Below are 25,014 nucleotides of genomic sequence, written 5' to 3'. Positions count from 1 at the left end.
CAGGACATAGGTGCGGAGGCTGAGGCACACCCCGCGCCTGTGGTATATTGCGCCACCTGAACTTTTTAGGAGCGTCCGAGCAGCTCCTGGACGGCGGAGCTTTATGTCAGATACCGGAATGCCAGAAATCGGCCAGCCCAACGGACATCCCTATGACGCACTGACGCCCGACGTCCTGCTGGACGCTATGGAAGCGGCCGGGTTCGTCATCAATGGCCGGATATTTCCCCTCAACAGCTACGAGAACCGCGTCTACCAGGTGGGCATCGAGGACAGCCCCTCCGTCATCGCCAAGTTCTATCGCCCAGGTCGGTGGAATCGCGCCCAGATCGCCGAAGAACATGCTTTCTCGCACGAACTGGAAGACGCGGAAGTGCCGGTCGTCGCGCCGATGAAACTGGCGAACGGCGATTCCATCTTTGAGCACCAAGGTTTCTACATCGCCGTTTTCCCTCAACGTGGGGGCCAGGCGCCCGACACCAGCGAGCAGGATATGCTTTGGCGTCTAGGCCAGTGGCTGGGCCAACTGCATAATATCGGCGCCAACAAACCATTCCACGAACGCCCGGCGCTGGACCTCATTACCGGCCTGGAAGCCGACACCCGTTTCCTCGCCCAAAGCGGCCTGATACCAAACGATTTGCGCCCGGCCTGGGATTCGCTGGTACCGGAGCTGATCAGCCATTGCCGTGCCCGAATCGACGATGCCGGTCCTGTAGATACCTTACGCATCCATGGCGACTGCCATGCCGGAAACATCCTGGTACGGGACGAACAGATGCTGTTCGTGGACCTCGACGACTGCCGTCAGGGCCCGGCCATACAGGATCTGTGGCTGCTGCTCAACGGTGACGAACATGAACAGGCACTGCAGTTCAGCGAGCTGCTTGAGGGTTATGAGACGTTCCGCGAATTCAATCGGCGTGAGCGCTTTCTGATTGAGCCGCTACGCTGCTACCGTCAGGTCAGCCACGCAGCCTGGCTCGCCCGACGCTGGGACGACCCCGCTTTTCCCAAGTTTTTTCCTTGGTTCGCCCAGGCACGCTTCTGGTCAGATCATATCCTGGCCCTACGGGAACAATTGGCTGCGTTGCAGGCACCCCCGATTAGTCTGTTGGGTCAATACTGACCCGATCTACCCCGAACAACCTAACTGGAATGGACATAGCCGACCATGAGCAACACCGAAAACCGCTACAGCGTCAGAGCCCTGCTACTCACTTTTTTCCTGACGGTTGTCGTAACGGTTCTGGTGCTCGAATCCACCGGACGCATCGTACACACTGAAGACAAGGCCGAGGTGCCGGTGGGAGAGTTCCGCGCTGTATACGTCGGCCCGCGAGAGGACTACCGTATGTCGCCCAAGCCCTCGGAACTGCACGCCGAGTGCTACCGCGGTTACCTGGCTATCGGTTCAGACACTGACAGCACGCTTACCGGTGTATTGGTTGACTATAAGAATCGCGGTATCCGTTGCTTCGCTGGACCTCAAGCGTCGACCGATTCCGGCACCCCGAACAAAGACAGTCCAGAGCAAACCAACGAGTAGAAGCCCTTCGAGAAAAGCATGAGCAAAGCCCCTATAGACGCCAACCCAATGTTCGAGACAGACCGCATCTATACGGCAACGACCTCGGCAGGTGGCGATTTTCGTTTTGACGCCGCAGTGGCGCGGGTCTTTCCGGATATGATCCGTCGCTCGGTGCCGGGCTACACCACCATTATTCCGATGATTGGTGTCATCACCGAACGCTTCGCCCGGGATGATAGCCATTGCTATGATCTCGGCTGCTCCCTCGGAGCTTCCACCCTGGCCATGCGCCACGGAGTGGGCGACCGGCGCTGTCGCATTATCGGCATCGATAACTCAAGCGATATGATCGAACGCTGTCAGCACTTCATCGCGCTCGACGACCATCCCGCCCCTGTAGAATTGCGATGCGAGGATATCCTGGACAGCGAACTTGAGAAGGCCTCGGTCAGCACCCTTAACTTCACGCTGCAGTTTGTCGAACCCGAGCGCCGGCCGGAGCTGCTAGAGCGGATTGCCAGGGCCACGCTGCCCGGCGGCGCCCTTATCCTATCGGAGAAGATTCGCTTCGAGGAGGATTGGGAGCAATCCATCCAGACTGAACTGCATCACGATTTCAAGCGGGCCAACGGTTATTCCGATCTGGAAATCAGCCAGAAGCGTTCTGCACTGGAACAGGTGCTGATTCCCGAAAGCCTCGCCACGCACCGTGAACGCCTGCTCGCAGCCGGATTCCGGCAGGTTACGCTGTGGTATCAATGCTTCAACTTCGTATCACTGCTCGCCGTCAAAGGCTGACGGCGTGCTGCGGCCACCGGGGACTGACGACACTACTGCCAGGACTTGACGGCACAATACTGTAGGGAGACCGTACGTGTTTGACTGGAAACAACGCTTTCAGCCCCTCTTTACCGACCTTGAGTCCAACGACCAGCTCCAATGGGCGGACCATATCTGGGACCAGCTTTACCGGCAATTCGAAACCCGCCCTCATGGCGACCTGGAGCGCTGGAACGATGCGCTATCGGAACTGCCAGTACTGCATGAAGTGGAAACCGACTTCAACGCACCAGCGGTTACACTGACCACACCGAAACCGTTGACGGAAGGTCAGCATCGGGAGCTGGAAACCGGCCTGCGAGGCCTCATGCCTTGGCGAAAAGGCCCTTTCTCGTTCTTTGGCATCGAGATCGACACCGAGTGGCGCTCGGATCTGAAATGGGATCGAATCTCGCCTTATATCAGCGACCTGACAGGTCGCCGGGTACTGGATGTGGGCTGTGGCTCAGGCTATCACTTATGGCGCATGGCGGGCGCCGGCGCCAGCGACGTTATTGGAGTGGATCCGGGCCTGCTCTTCCTGATGCAGTTCTTCAGCGTGAAGGATTTCGTGGACGCACCTCACATTCATATGATCCCCGCGCGCCTGGAGGACCTGCCGCCCAAGCTGGAGTACTTCGACACCACATTTTCCATGGGCGTACTCTACCACCGGCGCTCGCCGCTGGATCACCTGCTGGAGCTGCGGGATACATTACGCGACGGTGGGGAATTGGTTCTTGAAACCCTGGTTGTCGATGGGCCGGAGGGTTACAGCCTGATGCCGGAAGACCGTTACGGCATGATGCGCAACGTTTGGTTCCTCCCCAGTTGCGATACGCTGATGCGCTGGCTGGACCGCACTGGCTTCAGGAACGCCCGGGTCGTCGATGTCACCGTAACCACAGCGGAGGAGCAGCGCTCGACGGACTGGATGCGCTTCCAGTCGCTGGAAGACTTCCTCGATCCAAATGATCCAACCAAGACCATCGAGGGTTATCCCGGACCCAAGCGGGCTACGATTATTGCGGATAAGGGGTGACTGGCAGGTACGTCAAATGCTTTAACGCAGACAATATGCATGAAAGGACGCTACAGACTGCATCGCGAGAGATATCACTGAAAGAGGGGCGCCTTTCGGCGCCTCAGAAGCTAAAGCATCTGCTACAAACCCGAGTATTACGTGAAATGTAGCCGACGCTTCAGCTTCGGAGCAGCCCGCAGGGCTGCCCCATAATCGGACTATCAGCGCGATCAGACGTTCTCACCGAATGGATGGCGCAGCACAACCGTCTCGACCCGGTCCGGACCGGTGGAGATGATGTCGATTGGCGCTTCGATCTGCTCTTCCAGGAAGCGGATGTAGGCCAGCGCATTCTTTGGTAACTGGTCCATGCTCGTCAGGCCGACGGTACTCTCGCTCCAACCCGGCAACTCTTCGTAAACTGGCTCGATATCGCCATAGTTGTCACAACCGATCGGCGGACGCTGGAGTTCGCCATTCGGCGTCTTGTAGCCCACGCAGACCTTCACGGTTTCCAGACCATCGAGCACATCCAGCTTGGTCAGGCAGATGCCGGAGACACTGTTGATCTGGATCGCATGGCGCAGCGCCACGGCGTCAAACCAGCCGCAGCGGCGGGCGCGGCCCGTGGTAGTTCCGAATTCGTTACCCTTTTGCGCCAAGTGGCGACCAAAATCATCAAACAGCTCAGTCGGGAAAGGCCCGGAGCCCACGCGGGTAGTGTAGGCCTTGGTAATGCCCAGCACGTAATCCAGGAACAACGGTCCGAAACCGCTGCCAGTCGCCGTACCGCCGGCCGTGGTGTTGGACGAAGTGACGTAGGGATAGGTCCCCAAGTCGATATCCAGCAATGAGCCCTGGGCGCCTTCGAACAGGATGTGTTCGCCTTTCTTGCGCAGGTCGTGGAGGATGCCGGTAACATCCGCCGCCATGGGAAGGATTTCCTTGGCCATGGTCAGCAGGTCTTCGAGGGCCTGGTCCACATCCACGGCGTCCTCGCCAAAATACTCGGTCAGCACGAAGTTATGGAACTTCATGATGTCCCGGAGTTTGGTTTCGAAGGTCTCGACGTTATACAGATCCCCCAGGCGCAAGCCTCGGCGGGACACCTTGTCTTCGTATGCCGGACCGATACCACGGCCTGTCGTACCGATCTTGTCGTTGCCACGGGCCTTTTCCCGGGCCAGGTCGATACGTACGTGCGTGGGCAGGATCAGCGGGCATGCCTGACTGATGCGCAGGCGCTCGCGAACCGCGACGCCGCTGTCTTCCAGTTGGCGTACTTCCTTCAGCAGCGCCTCGGGGGACAGCACGACGCCGTTGCCGATCAGGCAAGTGACATGCTCGCGCAGGATGCCTGAGGGAATCAGGTGCAGTGCGGTCTTCTTGCCTTCGATAACCAGCGTGTGGCCCGCGTTATGACCGCCCTGGAAGCGGGCTACAGCTGCCACCTGGTCCGTGAGCAGATCAACAATCTTGCCCTTGCCTTCATCACCCCATTGGGTGCCGAGTACGACGACGTTCTTACCCATGATTTTCTCTCAATCCCGCCCGTCTGGCCCGGACGCCTTTATCCGTTTAATGACTCGACGACCCACTGGCCGTCCCGTTTTACCAATTGCCGCGTGCAGCCTCGCGCCGCCGGCGTCGTGGAGGAATCATCCGGCAACGCCTGTAATACCGTGTCGGTTTTGCGCAGGTCGGCGATCATCGCGTGCAATGACGCGTCGTCGCTGACCGGTGCCCAGATAGCACCGTCGCGCGCCGGCACCTGTCGCTCGCCCAGTGCGACCAGCGCACGCACATCGGCACTGAAACCTGTCGCCGGACGCGGACGGCCGAAATCCCGACCGATAGCGTCATAGCGCCCACCCTGGGCGACAGCCTGACCATGCCCAGGCGCGTACGCGGCGAACACTAGGCCGGTGTGATAGTTGTAACCACGCAATTCGCAGAAATCGAAGCCAAGATCCACATCCGGGAATGCTTCGGCCATGACCGAGGCCACTGACGTCAAGTCATCCAGAGCCTTCAGGGCTTGAGGCGAGGCACCTGCCAGCACTTGCCGCGCCTCGTCGAGCACTTCGACACCACCACTGAGCCTGGCAAGTGCACGCAAGCGAGCTGCGGGACTACCCTGCGGACTATTGCCCAGCACAGTGTCGAGCTCGGGAATGGATTTACGCCGCATGGCGTCGAAGATTTCCGCCTCCGTCTGACTGTCCAGATCAGCTTCGGACATCAACGACTGGTAGATGGCCACGTGAGCCAGATCCAGGTGGATCCTCGGGATGCCGGCGATGCGCAGGGTTTCCAGCATAAGGCGGATCACCTCCTGATCCGCCAGCGCCGAAGCGCTTCCGAAAAGCTCGCAACCGGCCTGGATCGGCGTGCGCCCCGTCAGCATATGCTGCGGACGGGTATGCAAGACATGACCGGCATAACACAGGCGAGTCACGCTGTCCTGCCGTAGGGTATGGGCATCGATACGTGCCGCTTGCGGCGTCATATCCGCACGCACGCCCATCATGCGCCCCGTCAACTGGTCGGTAAGCTTAAACGTCTGCAAGGCCAAGTCGTTGCCGGTGCCAGTCAACAGGGATTCGAGGTACTCGATAAGGGGCGGGATTACCAGCTGGTAGCCCCAGCGCTGGTAGGTATCCATTATCTCACGGCGCAGGGATTCGATTTTCCCCGCCAGAGGCGGCAGGATATCCTCCACACCATCAGGCAATAACCAGCGGTCGGATGCAGTCATGAGTCGCGTTAAGTCCGTTCTTTTTGCCCACTGGTCGCAGGCTTCAGAATTTAGGCTGGTGCGTCAAATACGCCCGACTGGGGAAACAGACAGGCAGCGCACCGGAAAGCGCTGACGGATCCTAGAAAGGGATCACAAAACCCGGCAATTCTACACATTTGGCGCGCACAAAAAAACCGGAGCACGGCTATGCGCTCCGGTTTATTTCAAACCCCGCTAAAGGGCGCGGTCAAGCGCAGGCAATCAGTTACGCGCCTGCCCCTGAAGGTCGCCAAAGTAGCGCATGAAGTCGCTATCAGAGTCGATCACCAGGATATCGCCCTTGTTGGAGAACGTCTGGCCATACGCGGTCAGGCTGCGATAAAAACGATAGAACTCTTCGTCCGCCGAGTATGCATCGGCATAGATGCGGGCAGCCTGGCCATCGCCCTCACCCCGGGTTTCTTCCGCAGTCGCAAAGGCCTCTGCCAGTACGACCGTCCGCTGGCGATCCGCATCGGCTCGAATGCCTTCGGCCAACTCGCGACCGCGGGAGCGGAATTCCTGCGCCAGCTTCTCACGCTCGGTACGCATCCGACGATAAACGTTCTCGCTTACCGACTGGGGCAGCTCAATGGCCTTGACGCGGATATCCAGCACCTTGACCCCGAGTTCGTTGACAACTGTCTCATCGATGCGAGCCACCAGTTGCTCCATCAGCTCGTCACGCTGGCCGGAAACCACTTCATGCATGGTGCGAACACCAAATTCATTACGCAGCCCGGTATCAACCCGCGATTGCAGGAGTGAAATGGCCCGCAGCTCGTCCCCGCCGGTAGCCCGATAGAATTGATCCACGTCCTGGATCCGCCAAGCGATGTAGGAATCCACGTCAAGCGGCTTCTTCTCGATCGTAAGATACTGACGGGCCGGGAGGTCGTTGGTCAGTACACGAACATCGAACTCCCTCACCTGGTCGATTACCGGTACCTTGAAGTGAAGACCCGCTTCGATATCGGTCTGGATCAATTCACCGAACCGGAGCAGCACGCCACGATGGGTTTCAGGAATAATGTACACACTGGACGACACGATCAGTACGACGATAAGGGCGCCGGCCAGGCCCAGTACAGCTTTAGGACTCATGATTAACGCCCCCTCCGCACACTTGAGTTGCTCCGCAGACGAATCTCGTCCATGACCTGATCAGTCAGGGCCTGCACATCAGTCCCCGAACCCGACGTATCCGTCGCATTGGTTCCCGTGGTGGTGGTATCCCTCTGCTGCATCAGTCGGTCGAGCGGCAGATACATCATGTTATTGCTGCTCTCCGTATTGACCAGCACCTTGCTCGTGCTGGAGAAGACGTTCTGCATCGTATCCAGGTACATGCGGTCGCGAGTTACCTGCGGTGCATCGCGATAGACGTTGAGCAGTTCAACAAAACGGGCGGTTTCACCACGCGCCTTCTCGATGACCTCTTCCTTGTAGGCATTGGCTTCCTCGAGCATGCGCTGTGCGCGACCACGTGCCTCAGGCACGATCTTGTTGCGATAGGTCTCCGCTTCCTCCACCAGACGCTGCTCGTCTTCCTTTGCGCGCTGGACTTCGCGGAAGGCTTCCTGAACTTCCGAAGGCGGCTGTGTGCTTTCCACGTTGACCTGCACGATCTGGAGGCCGGTGCCATACTGCTCAAGGAAGTTCTGCAACCGCTGTTCCACGTTGATCGCCAGCGCCGCCCGACCTTCGGTCAACACCTGGTCCAGCTTGGAACTGCCTACCTCGTGACGCAACGCACTGTCTGTGGCAAATGCCAGGGCCTGGTTGGAGTCGCGCACGTTGATCACGTAATCCCGCGCATTGCCGACCCGGTACTGGACCTGCAGGTCCACCGACACCAGGTTTTCATCCTGGGTCAACATCTGTCCCTGGGATTCAGCGTTACGAACGTTGGTCACCCGAACCTTGGTTACGCTATCGATGATGGGCACTTTGAAGCGCAAGCCCGGATTCTCGGTAGTGTGATACTTGCCGAAGCGCAGGACGACCGCACGCTCCTGCTCATCGACGGTGTAGAAAGACTGGTAGATAACGTAGCCCAGAAAGAGGATGCCGATAATCGCCAGCACGGCGCCGAAGCCACCACTCGATTGACCGCCTCCGGAGCCGCCGGTGCCACCGCCCCCTTTTTTCTTGCCGCCCAGCATCTGGTTCAGCTTGTCGAGACCCTTACGCAGCGCCTCATCCAGATCGGGTGGTCCCTGATCGTTGCCACGACGCCCCCCGTTACCCCAGGGATCATTGTCGTTCCGGTTACCACCCGGTTCATTCCAGGCCATAATTCTCTCCGTTCGCAAACTCATCGAATGGCTGCAAATACTATGGATTAAGGCGCCCGTGGACAAGCCCTGAACCCGCTAAAGCAGCCTCGTACTTCAGCGCACTCACTTCAGGCCTGCGTTTTCCGCGTAGCGAACCTGGTCGGCACGCATACCGGCCTTACTGAGAAGTTGATGCCAATCCCTCGACTGCAGGCGCACTTCGACCTGCGCATCACCATTATCCAGATAAGCCTCGTCGATCACGCTGCCAGCCTCGTGCAGCAAGGCGCGAAGCTTGCCGTCATGAGGGCCTAGCAACACAGAAAGCTGGAGCACATCCTCGGCCAAACGCTCGACCACAGCATCGAACAGCATCTGGATGCCGGCACCGGTCATGGCTGAAACCCAGACCCGCACCGGCAGCCCATCCTCGTTGCGATCGACCCGAGGCTGAAAGTCCTCGAGCAGGTCAATCTTGTTGTAGACCTGCAGCACAGGCACCTCGTGAGCGCCTATTTCCAGCAGTACGTCCTCCACCTGCTCGATATTCTCGTCGCGACGCTCATCCGCACAGTCAATCACGTGCAGCAATAGCGACGCTTCGGTCGTCTCTTCCAGGGTTGCCCGGAAGGCCTCGACCAGCTTGTGCGGCAGGTGACGGATAAATCCGACAGTGTCGGCCATCACAACCGGCCCGATGTCAGGCAAGTCCAACCGACGCAGTGTCGGGTCAAGCGTCGCGAACAACTGGTCCGCGGCATAAACCGAAGCTGTGGTTATATGATTGAACAGCGTCGACTTTCCGGCGTTGGTATACCCCACCAACGATACGGTGGGAATATCCGCGCGCTTACGGGCGCGCCGGCCCTGGTCCCGCTGTCGACGAACCTTGTCCAGCCGGCGGTGAATTGCCTTGATTCGGCCACGCAACAGGCGCCGGTCCGTCTCGAGCTGGGTTTCACCCGGCCCGCGCAGACCGATACCGCCCTTTTGCCGCTCCAGGTGTGTCCAGCCGCGTATCAGGCGCGTCGACATGTGTTCGAGCTGAGCCAGCTCCACCTGCAGCTTACCTTCATGAGTCCGGGCACGCTGGGCAAAGATATCCAGGATGACGCCCGTACGGTCCAGCACACGACACTTGAGCTCACGCTCCAGGTTCCGCTCCTGACTGGGCGAAAGGGAATGGTTGAAAAGCACCACATCCGCTTCGTTCACCTGGACGGCCGCACGGATTTCCTCCAGCTTGCCCTCGCCGACAAACAGGCGCGAGCTAGGCTGGTTACGCGATCCGGTGACCTCATCGACCGCTTCGACACCCGCCGAGCGGACAAGTTCTACGAATTCACCAAGATCTTCGGATTCGTTGTGGGAAGAAAAATCGATATGAACGATAACCGCTCGTTCACCGACATCAGGACGCTCAAACAAGGAGCATTCTCTCCGGGAATAACAGGGGGTGGATGTCGTCAGAACAGACCCAACGGCCTGTTCCGACAAACGGATGGCTAGAGTGACAGGCGGCCGGAGTCATGGAATAAACCGGACCATCAAATCAGCCGCCTGGGAGAACTCAGGCTTCGCCTTCGCCCTCACCAACTGCATTTTGCTGCGGAATTCGGACATTGCGGGCAGGCACAACCGTCGAAATGGCATGCTTGTAAACCATCTGGCTCACTGTGTTCTTCAACAGGATCACGAACTGATCGAAGGATTCGATCTGTCCCTGCAGCTTGATCCCGTTAACCAGGAAGATGGACACCGGAATGCGTTCCTTGCGCAGTGCATTGAGGTAAGGGTCTTGTAAAGAGTGCCCTTTTGACATGTTATTTTCTCCTGTTTTTTTAATCGCAGATCGTCTGGTAGAAAGCGGATCACTGCTGCTGGGGGCCCGGCAGAGGCAATCCTGAACAGGTCTGAGATTCAGCACGCTTCATTTCAAACCTGAACGGTAAGGTACCGGCCACTCTTCAAGACCGGCGCAATATAACCCGGGCCACGATAACCCACGGCTACCTAATCAATGTGGTGCGAGATTCGATGATTTTCAAGGCGCGTGTCAAAGAACTTGCTGAATCGCCGTTGATCCAGTGCAAATCGTTCCATTTCCGCAGCCACGTCAACTGGCGCTTGGCCAATTGGCGTGTGGCTGCCACGCCCTTTTCCACGAAAGTTGGGTAGTCCATTTCCCCATCCAGCCAGGACCAGGCCTGTCGATACCCTACACAGCGAACCGACGGCAATCCAGGATGCAAGTCACCCCGCGCATGCAGGGCTCGGACTTCCTCGACAAATCCCTGATCCAGCATCTTGCCGAATCGCAACCGGATTCGCTCATGCAGTACCGAACGATTGTCAGGCGCTACCGCCAACTGCACCACATTATACGGAAGCCCCCCGGGAGCGTCTGCCTGCCAACGCGTTAAATACGGGTAATCCACGTCACCCGGGTCAACTTTGGGTGACTGGGCCGCCCAGGCCTCTGAGATAGGTTTGCCTGAGAGGATGACCACCTCAAGGGCCCTGAGCACGCGCTGCCGGTTGTTCGGATGTATCGCCGCCGCAGCCGCGGGGTCACGACGCTCAAGCTCAGCATGGAGTGCAGACCAGCCTTCCTCAGCAGCCCTGGCTTCCAACTCGGCACGCAAGGCCTGGTCCGCGCCAGGCATATCCGCCAGACCATGCAACAGCGCCTTGAAGTACATCATGGTTCCGCCAACAAGCAGCGGTATCCTGCCCCGGCCGGTAATCTCGGCCATTTCTCCCAGGGCATCCCGACGAAAATCGGCGGCTGAATAAGTCTCGGCCGGATCACAGATATCGATAAGACGGTGCGGTGCCCGGGAAAGTTCCCCGAGAGACGGTTTTGCCGTCCCGATATCCATGCCGCGATAGATCATGGCTGAGTCGACACTGACGATGTCGCATGGCAACTGTTCGCACAGATCAATCGCAAGATCAGTCTTGCCCGCCGCGGTCGGCCCCATCAGGAAGAGGGCTGGCGGTAGCTCGCGAGCTTCTGCCATGGGCTAGCGCCCGCGCAGGAAGAGTTTATCCAACTCCCCCAGAGTTACCAGCGTCCAGGTCGGTCGGCCGTGGTTGCATTGGCCGCTGCGCTCCGTGGCTTCCATGTCGCGTAGCAGGGTATTCATTTCCGGGATCGTCAGTTGGCGGTTGGCGCGGACAGATCCATGACAGGCCATGGTGCCGAGCAACTCGTTGGTGACCGCCCGAACCCGATCCGACTGGCCATGCTCGACGAGATCCGACACGACATCCCGCACCAACTGTTCCGTATCCGCGCCACGCAGCAATGCGGGGATCTGGCGTACCACCAGGGTCTCCGGCCCCATGCGTTCGATCTGCAAGCCCAGCGCATGCAATTCCTCTGCATGAGTCTCGGCAACACTGGCTTCACGCTGGCTAACCGCCAGTGTTACCGGCACGAGCAACGGTTGGCTTTTAAGATCCTGCGCCTCCAACGCGATTTTCATGCGCTCGTAGGTAATTCGCTCATGGGCCGCGTGCATATCCACCACGATCATGCCCTGGCGGGACTGCGCCAGGATATAGATGCCATGTAGCTGGGCAATCGCGTACCCGAGTGGCGGCTCCTCATCACCGGTCTGCGGCGGTGTTGGCATCACCTGGGGCATGGACGCACCAACAGGCGCTTCCGCTACGCCAAGTTCTGCATGTTCCAAGGGAGCCGTCGCCGCCTGCTGGGTGCCACCACCACTATTCAGCGACTGGTAGAACGCCATCTGGTCCTGGGCCTGCCAGGCTATCGGCCGTTCCGGGACATAGGCTGACCGGGAGGAAGCTCCACCATCGCTTCCATTCAAGCCTCCAGGCGGCTGAGACTGCCCGTAACCGGCCTCGCGAGTCAGGGACTGGGCAACCGCACCGTGCATATGGTCCTGGGGTTTCACCTCTCCCAACGCCCGATGCAGCGTTCGAAAGATGAAGTCATGCACCAGACGGCCATCACGGAAGCGAACTTCGTGCTTGGTCGGATGGACGTTGACATCCACGTTGGCCGGATCCAGCTCGAGGTAGAGCACGAATGCGGGATGCCGGTTGTTGTAAAGCACATCCCGATAGGCCTGACGTACTGCATGGGCTACCAGGCGATCCCGGATCACCCGACTATTGACGAAAAAGTACTGCAGATCCGCCTGGCTACGTGAGAACGTCGGCAACGCTACCCACCCCCACAGGCGCAAGCCGGAGGCTTCCGCGTCAATAACCACGGCGTTGTCGATAAACTGCTGGCCGCATAAGGACCCGATACGCCGCTCCCGGTCCAGCGGCGTCATGGCAGGACGCAAACTCTGCACGGCGCGCTGGTTATGGCGCAGGGTGAAACCGGTCTCGAATCGGGCCAGGGCCTGGCGCCGCACACATTCTTCGATATGGCCGAACTCGGTTTTCTCGGTCCGGAGGAACTTGCGGCGGGCAGGGGTATTGAAGAACAGGTCGCGCACCTCCACAGTGGTACCCACCGGGTGGGCGGCCGGCGACAAACGCGCATCCATATCACGACCTTCCACCTCGACACGACTGGCGGCATCGCACCCTTCGGTACGAGATGTCAGCGCCAGCCGGGAAACAGAACTGATACTGGCCAGCGCCTCCCCACGAAAACCCAGCGAGGCAACCGCTTCGAGATCGTCCAGATCCATGATCTTGCTCGTGGCATGACGGCTAAGCGCCAGCGGCAAATCATCTTCGGCGATACCGGTACCGGTGTCTCGCACCCGAATCAGCTTCACCCCGCCCTGCTCGATCTCGATTTCAACCCGGTCTGCCTGCGCGTCCAGCGCGTTTTCGACCAATTCCTTGACCACAGAGGCCGGCCGCTCGACCACTTCGCCGGCAGCAATCTGGTTGGCAAGTCTGGGGCTCAGCAGTCGAATGGCAGGCATGGGTGTCTACAGCGCCTCTGTCGGTGAGTCTGCGCAAAATGATGCTTTGCGAAGTACCCTGAAGGATTTGCGCAATATACTAACAGAGACCGCGACCGGGTCTCAGGTCAATTTGACACATTCGACCCAGATCGCACGAAGCGGATATAAAACCGGCCGTTTAGGACGTAGGGACAGCGATAGTCTGGCCAATCACGACCTGGTCGCTACTCAGGTTATTGATTTCCTTGATGCGACGAACGGTCGTGGAATAACGGCGCGCAAGGTCAGATAGCGTATCGCCTCTCTGGATACGGTAGGAGGCAACACTGTTGTCCTGCCCGTTGCGCTTCTTCCACGCCAACAGCGTGCCAGGAGGCGGCGTATCGTTGAAGTACGCGGAAATGCCTTCCCAAATGGCATTCGCAAGCTTGCCTTGGTAGGCCGAGGATTGGAGATTCTTCTCTTCCTGGGGGTTGGAGATAAATCCTGCTTCGACCAGGATCGAAGGAATATCCGGCGATTTGAGCACCACGAACGCCGCTTGCTCCACACCGGATTTGTGCAGTCGCGCCACCTGACCGAGGTTGCGCAGGACGTAATCGCCAACGCCTACACTGGCATTGATACTCGCCGTCATGGAAAGGTCCAGCAGCACACCCGCCAGCACCTCGTTCTTGTCCCCGAGGGAGACACCGCCGACCCCTCCGATCAGGTCTGAACTGTTTTCATTGCGCGCCAGCCAGCGCGCTGTCTCGCTGGTCGCACCACGCTGCGACAGGGCAAACACCGAAGCCCCTCTAGGCTTGGACGTGCGGAAAGCGTCGGCGTGGACCGATATAAAGAGGTCGGCATTTTGCTTGCGGGCCAGCAGGGTTCGCTCACGCAAACCAATGTAGTAATCGCCGTTGCGTGTCAGGCGGGCCTTATAACCAGGCTTGGAGTCCACCACCGCCTTCAGCTTGCGGGCCAGTTTCAGCACCACATCCTTCTCACGAGTACCACTCGGACCGGTGGCACCGGGATCCTCGCCACCATGACCGGCGTCGATGACTACAATAACGTCACGCTTGCCATCATGGTTATCGCTGAGGACAGGCTGGCTGGCCTCGTTACGACGCAGACCGTCTTCATCGATCAGGTCCAGCACGAGGCGATGACCATACTGTTCGTTCGGCTCAAGCTGAAAGCTGCGCGGCTTGATTTCGGACTTTAGATCCAGCACGACCCGTAGGTCATCACCGTTGCGAGGCGCACTCCGAATACGGCGAATCGGGCTGCCAGACAGATCCAGCCCGTCCAGATTAGCGCTAAGCTTGGTATTTTCGATATCGATAACCAAACGATCCGGATTCTTCAGCGCAAAGATCGAATGTTCCACGGAATCGCCCATATCGAGGACCAACCGGGTGTGATCGGGCGCGGGCCAGAGGCGCGCGCTGTTGAGCGCCGTATCCGCCCGTACGCCAGCGGCCATCAACAGCACCGACATCAGCGCCAGGAAAACCCGAGCCACCGACATATTCATATTACTGCCCATCGTTCCAGATCCTTTCGTCCCGTGACAGGGTAATCCAGCCTTTTTTCAAATTTTTTCGTAGTGTGTCTAGCAACTGCTGACCCGTGGCGGTAGCTGCGTCCAAACGGGCCTGGCGCCCCGGCTCAGCCATAGTCAGACTGATGGCGCAATCGGCCTGTGGTAACACACCGACACCACGCTCGGGCCATTCGATCAAACATACGGCCCCCGTCTCGAGGTAGTCCCGAATACCCATGAACTCGAGCTCTTCCGGATCGCCCAAACGATAGAGATCGAAGTGGTAAACCGGCGGCTGCAGTTCCTCGTAAGGTTCGACGAGGGTATAGGTCGGACTCTTGACGGCCCCCGCATGGCCGAGGCTCCGAATGAATCCCCTGCTAAACGTCGTTTTACCGGCGCCCAAATCGCCGATCAGATGGAGCACGCAACCGTCGCCGATACTTCTCACGGCCTGCACGACCAGCGCACCCAGCTGCTCGGTCGAAGACTCGTCCGGCAAATGAACTTCCAACTCTGAATTATTCACGGCAGCGCGCTCCGCCTCGACTCTCTCTGCCAACCACGACCACCCATTCTCTCTGTTCTTCTATGCTCGCTGAGACTTACCTTGCGATGCGAGCTGATACGCTTGCCGACTCAGGCATCCACTGACTAGCGGAAGCCGAGGGGGATTAGCACGCCCTCAGCCTCACCCAACACCTGCGGCACACGGTCGGTAACGTCCATGGGCAACAGCCCCATGAACCCTTTGTCCAGTGCTGCACGGTCCGCAGCCTCCGCATGGAGGCTGGCGCCGATCACTGCGGCTTGCGAGGGCACCAAGCCCTGGACCGCCAGCGCGCCGATTATCCCGGAGAGCACGTCACCCATGCCGCCGGCGGCCATGCCCGGGTTGCCACCCTGCACCACTACAGGCGCGATCATATCGTCCGCATAGACCAGAGTGCCCGCGCCTTTGAGCAATATGACGCCACCGTAGCGTTGCTGCAGCTGCCGCACCGCCTCGAGGCGGTCGCTATTAACCACCTTGTTTTCGACACCCAGTAGGCGGGCAGCCTCCCCCGGATGCGGCGTCAAAATCCAATTGCTGTGCACGCCCGGCGCTCGAGACGAAAGCATATTCAGACCATCGGCGTCCATCAAGACCGGGCCGTCAAACGCCATGATTCGCTGTAACATCTGCTGGCCCCATGCACCCTGGCCGGCTCCGGGACCGAAAACCACCCCGTCGGCGGCCTCAAGCAGCGCATCCAGCTCATTGCCATGGGTCAGACCGTGCACCAGCAGGCTCGGGCAGCGGACCAACGCCGGACTCACATGCTCCGGACGGGTGGCCAGTGTCACCAGACCCGCGCCGGTTCGGGCGGCCGCTTCGGCAGCCAGCAAGGCTGCACCGCCAAACCCCCTCTCACCGGCCACCACCAGCAGATGCCCGCAATCGCCCTTGTGCGCCCCACGCCGTCGTAGCGGCAAATTAGGCGCCACGCGATTCCAATCCACACGACCGGCGACCGGATCGACCCGCTGATAGATGTCTTCGGGCACCCCCAGGTCATCGAACAGAACGTCACCGGCAACATCCGGACCCTTGCCGGTCATCAAACCGGCTTTCAATCCTATAAACGTTACTGTTGCACCCGCCTTGACGGCATCACTTTCGATCCAGCCGGTGGATGCGTTCAAACCCGAAGGCACGTCAATCGACAGGACAGGACAGCCACTGGCATTCAGCCTGGCGACCACCTGATCAAAAGGTGATCGCAAGGCACCAGTGATGCCCGTTCCCAGCATCGCATCGACAACGACGTCAGCCTCGCTCAGGGCATTCTCAAGCTCACCCTCGCCCAGTGCCTCGAACGCCTCGACATGCAGACCCGTATCACGCGCAGCATCATGGGCCTTAAGCGCATCACCCTTGAGTTTACCTGGATCGGCAATAGCCAGACAGCGGACCTGCAGGGCCTGCCGGCATGCCGCAGAGGCCACCAGGTATCCATCGCCGCCATTATTACCGGCGCCACACAGTACCAGCACGGACTTGGCGTCAGGCCAGTGCCTCATCAATTGCCTGAAGCCTGATCGGGCCGCCCGTTGCATCAATTCGAACCCGGGTACCCCGAATTCCTCAATCGCACATCGATCAAGAGCCTGTACCCCATCCGCAGCGTACAGGCTCTCTGGTAAACTGGAACTTTCAGCAGCACTCATCGGTCTGTGAATCACCTTAATCGGTCTGTGAATCACCTGATGGCTTGCATTCCCTGGCAAACAGAGCGTTGCAGCCTCCCTGAAAAAACAGAATCCGGTTGAACTCATTCGGCCAGATGCCTGTTAAGCATAGCAAAACGATCGAAAAGGTCATAACTTAATCAATGTTAACTGACTCGCTAGGCGCCAACCTGGACAAATTAGCGCGGCAAATTCCTGTTTGGGCTGAAGAACTCGGTTTCCAGGCTACCGGTATTACCGAGGCGGAAACCGGCCGCCATGGCGCGCGGCTACAGGAATGGCTGGACTCCGGGATGAATGGCGAGATGAACTATATGGCCGATCACGGCAGCAAACGCTACCGGCCTGACGAACTCCTTCCCGGTACCCGCCGGGTCATCTCCGTACGGATGGACTACATGCCCTCCCCCGACAGCCCGGCCCGGACACTCAATGATCCGGAAAAGGCCTACATCTCCCGCTACACCCTGGGACGCGACTATCACAAGCTGGTGCGCAAACGCCTGGCCCAGCTTGCGAAGCGCATCGACGATGCGCTGGAAGGCCACAATCACCGCGCCTTCGTCGACAGCGCGCCGGTGTTGGAGCGAGCACTGGCCCAGCGAGCAGGCCTGGGCTGGTTCGGCAAGAACACCATGCTGATCCACCCAAAGGCCGGCTCGTTCTTCTTCCTGGGCGAGATTTTTACCAGTGCGCCCTTACCGGTCAGTGAACCTTTTGAGACAGAGCACTGTGGCAGTTGCTCCGCCTGCCTCGACGTGTGCCCGACCGATGCGTTCGACGGCCCCCATCGCCTGGACGCGAGGCGCTGCATCAGTTACCTGACAATCGAACTGAAAGGGTCGATTCCGGAAGAACTGCGCAGCAAGATGGGAAACCGGGTGTTTGGTTGTGACGACTGCCAACTGGTTTGCCCCTGGAACAAGTTCAGCAGACCGACCGACAAGGATGACTTCCAGGCCCGCCACAACCTCGACAACAGCGAACTGGCAGAACTTTTCCTGTGGACCGAGGCAGAGTTCCTGAAACGCACCGAGGGCTCGGCGATCCGGCGTACAGGCTATGAAGGCTGGCTCAGGAACCTGGCAGTGGGGCTCGGCAATGCGCCATCGACTATTCCCGTAATCGAGGCTCTAAAGAAGCGGGCGGACCATCCATCGGAACTGGTCCGCGAGCATGTGCAATGGGCCCTACGGCGGCATGGTATCACGAATTAAAGCGCCCGTTACGCCAACGACTCCCGCTGATCAGTCTTCCAGCCTGAAGAAATGCTCCCGATAGTGCCGCAGCTCGTCGATCGAGTCGCGGATGTCATCCAGTGCCAGGTGCGAGCCCTTCTTTTCGACGCCTTTCAAGACATCGGGTCGCCAGCGTCGTGCAAGTTCCTTCACCGTACTGACATCGAGATTGCGGTAGTGGAAGAAAGCCTCCAGGGCCGGCATGTAACGCACGAGGAAGCGGCGGTCCTGACCAATGCTGTTACCGCATAACGGGGACTGGCCACTCTCCAGGTGTTGCTCAAGGAATTCGATGGTCTGGCGCTCTGCATCAGCCTCGCTAAAGGAGCTTTCCTTGACCCGCTGAGTCAGGCCACTCTCGCCGTGCGTCCGCGTACACCATTCATCCATGGCATCCAGCAGACTGTCCGGCTGGTGGATCGCCAACACCGGACCTTCAGCAATGGTGTTGAGCTCCGAATCGGTGACGATAGTGGCGATCTCGATAATACGTTCCTTGTCCGGGTCGAGCCCGGTCATCTCCAGATCGATCCAGACCAGACGGTCGGTAGAAGCCATGCGTGAGTCTCCTGAAAAACCATTTCGCGGAAAAGGAAGCCGCCATGAGTGGTGGTATGATGGCACACTTGCACGAACAGGCAGAAATCCCGAGGAATCAAAGACGAAACCTTATGGCAAAACGTCGGCTGAACAGGCAGCAGAAATGGCGCATCGAAAAAATCCAGGATGAGCGCACGGCCCGGGCGTCACGCCGGGAACGGGACATCAACCGGCAGCTCCAGGCTGGAGAGCTCGGTGACGAGCAATCGGGCCTGGTCATCGCCCACTTTGGCAAGCAAATCGATGTCGAAGCGCTGGAGGGCGATCACCGAGGGGAAATCATCCGCTGCCATGTACGAGCCAATCTGGGCTCGTTGGTGACCGGAGACCGGGTCGTCTGGCGCCCGGGCGCGGAGGATCTGGGTGTTATCGTAGCCGTTCAGGAGAGGGATAACCTGCTACAGCGTCCCGACAAATTCGGCCAGCTGAAACCCGTCGCCGCCAACATCGACAGGATCATCCTGGTCATCGCCCCGGAGCCAGAGCCCCACGACAACCTGATCGATCGCTACCTGGTGGCTGCCGAGAATTGCAACATTACGCCACTGCTGCTGCTCAACAAAACCGACTTGATCGGCGACCACAACCGTGCCCAGCTCGAGGCGCTACTGCAACGCTACGAAGCGCTGGACTACACGGTAGAACAGACCTCGATGCATACTGCGCCGGAAGACGACCACACTATAGAATCCCTGCTCAAAAATCGCACCAGCGTCTTCGTCGGCCAATCCGGGGTCGGTAAGTCGTCGATCATCAGCCGGCTGCTGCAGGACAGCAGCATCAAGGTGGGCGAGGTGTCGCAGAGTACGGGCAAGGGCATCCACACCACGACCACGGCGCGGCTGTTTCATCTCGGTCTCGGCGGCGACCTGATCGACTCACCGGGTATCCGGGAATTCGGACTCTGGCATATGGATATCGAGCACCTGGAGTATGGCTTCCGCGAGATACGGCCGCTGATCGGCCACTGCCGCTTCCGCAACTGCCGGCACCAGGCTGAGCCCGGCTGCGCACTGCGGGAAGCCGAGGAGAAAAGTGAGATCAGCCCGGCGCGCATGCAAAGCTTCCGCCGAATCTATGCGGAGATCGAGGCGTCGGACTGGCAGAATCCCGCTCGGTAGCGACCTAAGCCCCTACCAGTTCACCTCGCCCGGATCGGGCTCCGGCGGCGGGTTGAACCATTCGCCGGATTCCAGCTGCTTGAGCGCCTCGCCGGACTCGGCCTCGGTTGGCTGGGTCAGGTCAATGACGGGCTGTGCATCGGCGCCGGAATCAGACTGAATATCTTCCACCGCCTTCTTGTTCAATACGATAATGGCAATACGACGGTTGACAGGGGCTGTTGGAGCATCCTTATCAAACAGGACCGAATCGCTCAGGCCAACCACCCGACCGATCTGCTCGCCCCTTACACCGCCAGCCACCAGCGCCCGGCGGGCCGTATTGGCCCGATCCGCCGATAGCTCCCAGTTGGTGTAGCCGGGGCGGCCGACGAAAGGCGTGGCATCGGTGTGCCCGGTAATACTGAGTTTATTGGTAACGGCGCTGAGCGGCTTGGCCAGCTCGAACAGGATGTCCTGGGAATAATATTTCAGGCGAGCACTACCGCTATCGAACATGGGCCGCTGGGAACGGTCGACAATCTGGATCCGCAGCCCTTCATCGGTGATGTCGATCAGCAACTGGTCCTTGAATTCCTGCAAAGTCTCGCTTTGTTCGATCTGCTCCTTCAGGTCCTGGAACAGCTCTTCCATCTGGCGCTGTTCGAGGGTTTCCGACAGCTCCTCTATTTTCTGGTCCTCGAGACGGATTTCGGTATCCGCGATGTCGGCGCTTGAGGCATCGACAACCGACGCGCTGCCCCCCAGATCAATGGGATTGCGACTGGCAGCCTCCATGTAACCCACCGGGTCCTTGAAATAGCCTTCAATAGCCTGCTTCTCTTCATCCGAGGCAGTCGTCGTCAGCCAGAGCACCATAAAGAACGCCATCATGGCCGTCGCGAAATCGGCAAACGCAACTTTCCAGGCGCCACCGTGGTGTCCCCCGGAAACCTTCTTGACGCGCTTGACGATGATCGGTTGCTCTTCCACGACTTACCTCAATACGAAGCGGTACTTATCGAGGACCGCTCGTGATGGCCGCTTGCGCTGACTCGTTGAAAAGATTACTTGGAGCGAACGTGATCGTTGAGTTCCTGGAATCCAGGACGCTTGTCCGATGGCAGGGCCTTGCGGCCGAACTCGATAGCCATTTGCGGAGCCTGTCCAGACACCGTAGCCAATATGGCCGCTTTGACACATTCGTAAGCCCGCAACTCATACTGGGCCTGGTGCTCCATGGCGGTCGAAGTAGGCCCGACAAAACCATAGCCGGCCCAGATACCGAGGAAAGTACCCACCAGCGCGGCGGCGACCTTGATACCAATCATTTCGGGCGGGCCGCCCAGCAGCCCCATGGTGATAACGATACCCAGAACGGCTGCAACAATACCCAGGCCCGGCAATGCGTCAGCCACCTTCGCCACCGCGTGGGAAGGCTCCAGAAGTTCGTGCTGCCGGTTCTCCAGTTCCATATCCATCAGACCTTCCAGCTCATGGGGTGCCATATTGCCGGTGCTGATGATGCGCATGTAATCCGTCACGAACGACATCAGCTTGTCGGACTTCATGATGGCCGGATAGCGGGTGAAGATCTGGCTCTCCTTGGGATTATCGATATCCTCCTCGATCGCCATGACGCCCTGCTTCCGGGACTTGTCGAAGACATCGTAGAGGAGGCTCAGCAAATCCATATAGAAGGCTTTATTGAAGGGAGATCCTGTCAACAGCCGAAGCACGCCACCGATGGTCTCTTTGATGGTGTGCATCGGGTTGGAGATAATGAAGGCACCCGTGGCGGCGCCGAAAATGATCAGTAGCTCCAACGGTTGCCACAAGGCCATCAGTTGACCTTTGGACAGCACATATCCGCCCAGCACACAGGCAATAACAATAATCGAACCGAGTATTAACGCCATATCGGTTTGGAACGCCCCCTAAATAACTGCATACCACTGCTTGAGGCATTAGACCGGAATACCCGGATGCGCCGCCAATGCACTATTGTGGGAATCTTGTTTCTATGAGTAACGGGCAAAGGTTGAGATGCAACCGCCTTTTTCCTGATTTGTCAGAATCATAGCAAGAGCCTCCGCTGATCGCGAAAAATTGGATAAGTTCCCTAAATCCATTTGAATGTGACTCAGTACATATACGCCCAGCCAACCGCTGCAATCTGATAAGATGCCGCCTTGGAAAGTGACCGCCATCTCGCGAGATATACCATGATCGAGCTGCCACTCGTTATCGAGCCGGAAACCCTCGAACCGTTACTGACGCCTGAGTCAACGGCAGAAGAATCGGGACTGCTGCTTATCGATCTCTGTCATCCGGAACGCTACGCCGGCGGACACTTGCCGGGTGCCGTATACGTGCACCCCCATGAGACGCTACTGGGTTACCCGCCAGCGCCAGGCAAATTGCCTACAGTCGAAGCGCTACAGGAGCTCACCAGCCGTATCGGTCTGACGCCGGATACGCACGTGGTGGTCTATGACGACGAGGGCGGCGGCTGGGCCGGACGTTTCATCTGGTTACTCGACTGCATCGGCCACACCCACTATAGCTACCTGAATGGTGGCTGGCTGGCCTGGCAGGCAGAGGAACGCCCGCTGACCACCGAAGTACCGGATCCCGAACCGACCCGCTACCCCATTGAGTTCCAACCGGAACCGACGGCGACGCTGGAAGAGGTCATGGCAGGCCTAGGCTCTACGGACCAGGTCATTTGGGACGCCCGCTCTCCCGGCGAATATTTCGGCAAACGGATCGCCGCAGCCAAGGCGGGTCATATCCCCGGCGCACGCAACGTGGAGTGGACGCAGGTCATGGATCCTGCACGCGAACTGCGGTTGCGCCCCGAATCAGAGCTTCGGGCGCTATTGGAGCAATACGGCCTCACGCCGTCGAAAACCATCATCACCCATTGCCAGACCCACCACCGGTCCGGCCTGACCTACCTGGTCGCCAAGGCTCTCGGCTATCCGCGCGTGCGCGCCTATGCCGGGTCCTGGGCTGAGTGGGGCAACCACCCCGACACACCCGTGGAGATTTGAGATTGATGCGAGACAAGCTTTTCGTGATGAGCCAATATCTGCTGCCGCAACAAGGGCTGTCGCAGTGGCTGGGCCGTCTGGCCGACGATGACCGGCACCCGCAGTTGAAAAACCGTGTTGCCCACTGGTTCATCAAGCGCTATGGCGTGGACATGAGTGAGGCTGTCGATACCGATCCTGCAGCTTACGCCACGTTCAACGACTTCTTCACTCGCCCACTGAAGCCCGGCATGCGTCCCATAGATGACGACCCGAACCATGTCACCAGCCCGGTAGACGGCGCGATCAGTCAATTGGGACAGATCGACGAAGGCCGTATCTTTCAGGCCAAAGGACAGGATTACAGCCTGCTCGAATTGGTGGGTGGTGACGAACAAAAGGCCAAGCCCTATGTGGACGGGGAGTTCTGCACAATCTATCTGGCCCCCAAGGACTACCACCGTATCCACATGCCATTGGCCGGCACGCTCAAGGACATGACTTACGTGCCGGGGCGACTGTTTTCGGTGAATCCGGTAACGGCAGCCAATGTGCCCCGCCTGTTCGCCCGTAATGAACGGGTCGTGGTCAACTTCGACACCGAATGGGGACCGATGTGCATGATCCTGGTTGGCGCCATGATCGTTGGCAGCGTCGAGACCACCTGGGCAGGCGTGGTCGCGCCCGGCCGCGATATCGCAACCGTCGACTACAGCCAGGACGCGCCCATTAGTTTCGATAAAGGCGAGGAGATGGGCCGCTTTCGATTAGGGTCCACTGTCATCCTGCTGTTCCCCAAAGGCCGGATGGATTGGTCCAAAGAGCTGAGCGCGGAAACCGTCCTGCGCCTTGGACGACCTATCGGCACCCGAGCCAGGGGCTGAGAGAGCCCAGCTAAAAGAAGGGCGCCTGAGCCAAGGTCCGGGCTCAGGCGCGCTCGATCGGGAAAGCAATCACATCCTGGATATCTCGCGTGCCAAGCCTGCACATCAGCAAACGGTCCAGCCCCAGTGCAACGCCAGCACAGTCAGGCATACCGGAGGCGAGCGCCTCCAGCAACCGCTCATCGGCAGGCATTTCAGGCTTTCCATGCAGTCGACGCAGCGCATTGTCCTGCTCGAAGCGCCGCCGTTGCTCCTCAGCATCCGTCAATTCCCAGTAGCCATTGCATAACTCCACGCCGTAGAGGTAGAGCTCAAACCGGTGAGCCACCGGGTGGCCCGCGGCCTCGCGGGTACGCGCCAGGGCGGCCTGGCTGGCGGGATAGTCATGAATGAACACCGCAGGCCGGCTTTCAAAGGCCGGCTCGATGGTATGGGTCAGGATGAAATCGAGGCAGCCATCGCGGTCGAGCTTTCCGGCAAAGGCCGGATCGCCGGCCTGTTCGCCCACCTGTCGCCGGAGCGCTTCGAGAGAAATAGAGAACGGGTCCAATCCCGCGTGTTGCAGGAAGGCCTGCCGATAGGTCATCCGCTCTGGCGCAGGGATCCTCAACCAACCGCAAACCAGGTCGCTGACTTCGTCCATCAATGCCTGGTCGTCAAAGCCTGGCCGGTACCACTCCAGCAGGGAAAACTCCGGATTGTGACGCCGTCCCCTTTCGCCGTCCCGGAAAGCGCGAAAAACCTGATAAATAGCCCCACTGCCAGCTGCCAGCAGGCGCTTCATGTGGTATTCCGGAGAGGTTTGCAGATAAACCCTGCCACCGGCGTAGCCAGATACCGCAGCGAGCTCCGCGGGGACACAATCGAGATGCAGATCTGAAACACCGCGCCGTGCCAGGAGCGGAGTCTCGACTTCCAGCACGTCACGGGCTTCGAAGAACTGACGCAGATAGGCGAGCAGCGCTGCCCGCTCCCGTTGGGCGGCCAAAGCGGCGGTCGGCCGCCAGCCCGGTTCCTGCGTCATGGAGAGTATCCCCCTGAGACTACTCTGG

At 59.2% G+C, this 25,014-nt stretch carries 23 protein-coding genes; 8 read left to right on the top strand and 15 right to left on the bottom strand.

All coding sequences use genetic code 11. The features are described from left to right. Positions 1-103 precede the first annotated feature (103 nt). The 4 genes from RE428_RS08350 (at position 104) to cmoB (ending at position 3,392) form a co-directional block, all read left to right on the top strand. Positions 104-1,129 carry a serine/threonine protein kinase gene (locus tag RE428_RS08350; protein WP_004581541.1) on the top strand — a complete coding sequence of 342 codons (1,026 nt, stop codon included), beginning with the start codon at positions 104-106 and terminating at the stop codon, positions 1,127-1,129. Positions 1,130-1,174: 45 nt separating this feature from the next. Beyond that, the gene (locus tag RE428_RS08345) at positions 1,175-1,549 is read left to right on the top strand and encodes a PA3694 family proteiin (RefSeq protein ID WP_004581540.1); all 375 of its coding nucleotides are present in this window, start codon (positions 1,175-1,177) and stop codon (positions 1,547-1,549) included. Positions 1,550-1,597: 48 nt separating this feature from the next. After that, entirely contained in the window at positions 1,598-2,329 is a 732-nt protein-coding gene (gene cmoA / locus RE428_RS08340) for a carboxy-S-adenosyl-L-methionine synthase CmoA (protein ID WP_004581539.1), read from the top strand. Between the two features lie 76 nt (positions 2,330-2,405). Then, positions 2,406-3,392, top strand: a complete 987-nt coding sequence (gene cmoB, locus RE428_RS08335) for a tRNA 5-methoxyuridine(34)/uridine 5-oxyacetic acid(34) synthase CmoB (protein ID WP_004581538.1) — start codon at positions 2,406-2,408, stop codon at positions 3,390-3,392. 212 nt (positions 3,393-3,604) lie between these two features. On the opposite strand, the gene RE428_RS08330 is transcribed toward cmoB, so the two are convergent. The 11 genes from RE428_RS08330 to RE428_RS08280 form a co-directional block, all read right to left on the bottom strand. Beyond that, positions 3,605-4,906 (bottom strand): adenylosuccinate synthase, encoded by a 1,302-nt coding sequence (locus RE428_RS08330; RefSeq protein ID WP_004581537.1) that lies wholly within the window; start codon positions 4,904-4,906, stop codon positions 3,605-3,607. Between the two features lie 38 nt (positions 4,907-4,944). Continuing rightward, positions 4,945-6,132 carry an ATP phosphoribosyltransferase regulatory subunit gene (locus tag RE428_RS08325; RefSeq protein WP_004581536.1) on the bottom strand — a complete coding sequence of 396 codons (1,188 nt, stop codon included), beginning with the start codon at positions 6,130-6,132 and terminating at the stop codon, positions 4,945-4,947. Positions 6,133-6,375: 243 nt separating this feature from the next. Continuing rightward, positions 6,376-7,257, bottom strand: coding sequence for a protease modulator HflC (hflC, locus tag RE428_RS08320; RefSeq protein WP_004581535.1), 882 nt, complete (start codon positions 7,255-7,257; stop codon positions 6,376-6,378). Positions 7,258-7,259: 2 nt separating this feature from the next. Next, positions 7,260-8,450, bottom strand: a complete 1,191-nt coding sequence (gene hflK / locus RE428_RS08315) for an FtsH protease activity modulator HflK (RefSeq protein ID WP_004581534.1) — start codon at positions 8,448-8,450, stop codon at positions 7,260-7,262. 105 nt (positions 8,451-8,555) lie between these two features. Continuing rightward, positions 8,556-9,860 (bottom strand): ribosome rescue GTPase HflX, encoded by a 1,305-nt coding sequence (hflX, locus tag RE428_RS08310; RefSeq protein WP_004581533.1) that lies wholly within the window; start codon positions 9,858-9,860, stop codon positions 8,556-8,558. Positions 9,861-10,002: 142 nt separating this feature from the next. Beyond that, the gene (gene hfq, locus RE428_RS08305) at positions 10,003-10,254 is read right to left on the bottom strand and encodes an RNA chaperone Hfq (protein ID WP_004581532.1); all 252 of its coding nucleotides are present in this window, start codon (positions 10,252-10,254) and stop codon (positions 10,003-10,005) included. A gap of 187 nt (positions 10,255-10,441) precedes the next feature. Next, positions 10,442-11,455 carry a tRNA (adenosine(37)-N6)-dimethylallyltransferase MiaA gene (gene miaA / locus RE428_RS08300; RefSeq protein ID WP_004581531.1) on the bottom strand — a complete coding sequence of 338 codons (1,014 nt, stop codon included), beginning with the start codon at positions 11,453-11,455 and terminating at the stop codon, positions 10,442-10,444. Positions 11,456-11,458: 3 nt separating this feature from the next. Then, positions 11,459-13,357: a DNA mismatch repair endonuclease MutL gene (mutL, locus tag RE428_RS08295; RefSeq protein WP_004581530.1), complete on the bottom strand. Its 1,899-nt coding sequence runs from the start codon at positions 13,355-13,357 to the stop codon at positions 11,459-11,461. A gap of 160 nt (positions 13,358-13,517) precedes the next feature. After that, positions 13,518-14,876 carry an N-acetylmuramoyl-L-alanine amidase gene (locus RE428_RS08290; protein WP_004581529.1) on the bottom strand — a complete coding sequence of 453 codons (1,359 nt, stop codon included), beginning with the start codon at positions 14,874-14,876 and terminating at the stop codon, positions 13,518-13,520. After that, positions 14,866-15,402: a tRNA (adenosine(37)-N6)-threonylcarbamoyltransferase complex ATPase subunit type 1 TsaE gene (gene tsaE / locus RE428_RS08285; protein ID WP_004581528.1), complete on the bottom strand. Its 537-nt coding sequence runs from the start codon at positions 15,400-15,402 to the stop codon at positions 14,866-14,868. The genes RE428_RS08290 and tsaE overlap by 11 nt, the downstream gene beginning before the upstream one ends. Before the next feature lie 125 nt (positions 15,403-15,527). Then, on the bottom strand, positions 15,528-17,084 hold the full coding sequence (locus RE428_RS08280; RefSeq protein ID WP_004581527.1) for a bifunctional ADP-dependent NAD(P)H-hydrate dehydratase/NAD(P)H-hydrate epimerase: 1,557 nt from the start codon (positions 17,082-17,084) through the stop codon (positions 15,528-15,530). A gap of 164 nt (positions 17,085-17,248) precedes the next feature. Between RE428_RS08280 and queG the strand changes: the two genes are divergently transcribed. Then, positions 17,249-18,322, top strand: a complete 1,074-nt coding sequence (gene queG, locus RE428_RS08275) for a tRNA epoxyqueuosine(34) reductase QueG (RefSeq protein ID WP_004581526.1) — start codon at positions 17,249-17,251, stop codon at positions 18,320-18,322. A gap of 30 nt (positions 18,323-18,352) precedes the next feature. Here queG and orn read toward each other — a convergent pair whose 3' ends face one another. Next, positions 18,353-18,901: an oligoribonuclease gene (gene orn, locus RE428_RS08270; protein ID WP_004581525.1), complete on the bottom strand. Its 549-nt coding sequence runs from the start codon at positions 18,899-18,901 to the stop codon at positions 18,353-18,355. A gap of 113 nt (positions 18,902-19,014) precedes the next feature. Between orn and rsgA the strand changes: the two genes are divergently transcribed. Continuing rightward, entirely contained in the window at positions 19,015-20,064 is a 1,050-nt protein-coding gene (gene rsgA / locus RE428_RS08265; protein ID WP_004581524.1) for a small ribosomal subunit biogenesis GTPase RsgA, read from the top strand. A gap of 12 nt (positions 20,065-20,076) precedes the next feature. On the opposite strand, the gene motB is transcribed toward rsgA, so the two are convergent. Together motB and motA are read right to left on the bottom strand one after the other, a co-directional pair. Further along, on the bottom strand, positions 20,077-21,036 hold the full coding sequence (motB, locus tag RE428_RS08260; RefSeq protein ID WP_004581523.1) for a flagellar motor protein MotB: 960 nt from the start codon (positions 21,034-21,036) through the stop codon (positions 20,077-20,079). A gap of 74 nt (positions 21,037-21,110) precedes the next feature. Next, positions 21,111-21,962 (bottom strand): flagellar motor stator protein MotA, encoded by an 852-nt coding sequence (motA, locus tag RE428_RS08255; protein WP_004581522.1) that lies wholly within the window; start codon positions 21,960-21,962, stop codon positions 21,111-21,113. A gap of 306 nt (positions 21,963-22,268) precedes the next feature. On the opposite strand from motA, the gene RE428_RS08250 reads away from it, so the two are divergent. Both RE428_RS08250 and asd read left to right on the top strand, forming a co-directional pair. Continuing rightward, on the top strand, positions 22,269-23,099 hold the full coding sequence (locus tag RE428_RS08250) for a rhodanese-like domain-containing protein (RefSeq protein WP_004581521.1): 831 nt from the start codon (positions 22,269-22,271) through the stop codon (positions 23,097-23,099). A gap of 5 nt (positions 23,100-23,104) precedes the next feature. Continuing rightward, a complete protein-coding gene (asd, locus tag RE428_RS08245) occupies positions 23,105-23,962 on the top strand; it encodes an archaetidylserine decarboxylase (RefSeq protein ID WP_004581520.1) in 858 nt (285 codons plus the stop codon). Between the two features lie 43 nt (positions 23,963-24,005). On the opposite strand, the gene epmA is transcribed toward asd, so the two are convergent. Next, positions 24,006-24,986, bottom strand: coding sequence for an EF-P lysine aminoacylase EpmA (epmA, locus tag RE428_RS08240; RefSeq protein WP_004581519.1), 981 nt, complete (start codon positions 24,984-24,986; stop codon positions 24,006-24,008). Positions 24,987-25,014: the final 28 nt, after the last annotated feature.

Source organism: Marinobacter nanhaiticus D15-8W (assembly GCF_036511935.1).
Lineage (GTDB): Bacteria > Pseudomonadota > Gammaproteobacteria > Pseudomonadales > Oleiphilaceae > Marinobacter_A > Marinobacter_A nanhaiticus.
The sequence above is the reverse complement of the archived record's forward strand: the minus strand, read 5'-3'. Positions and strand labels throughout refer to the sequence as shown.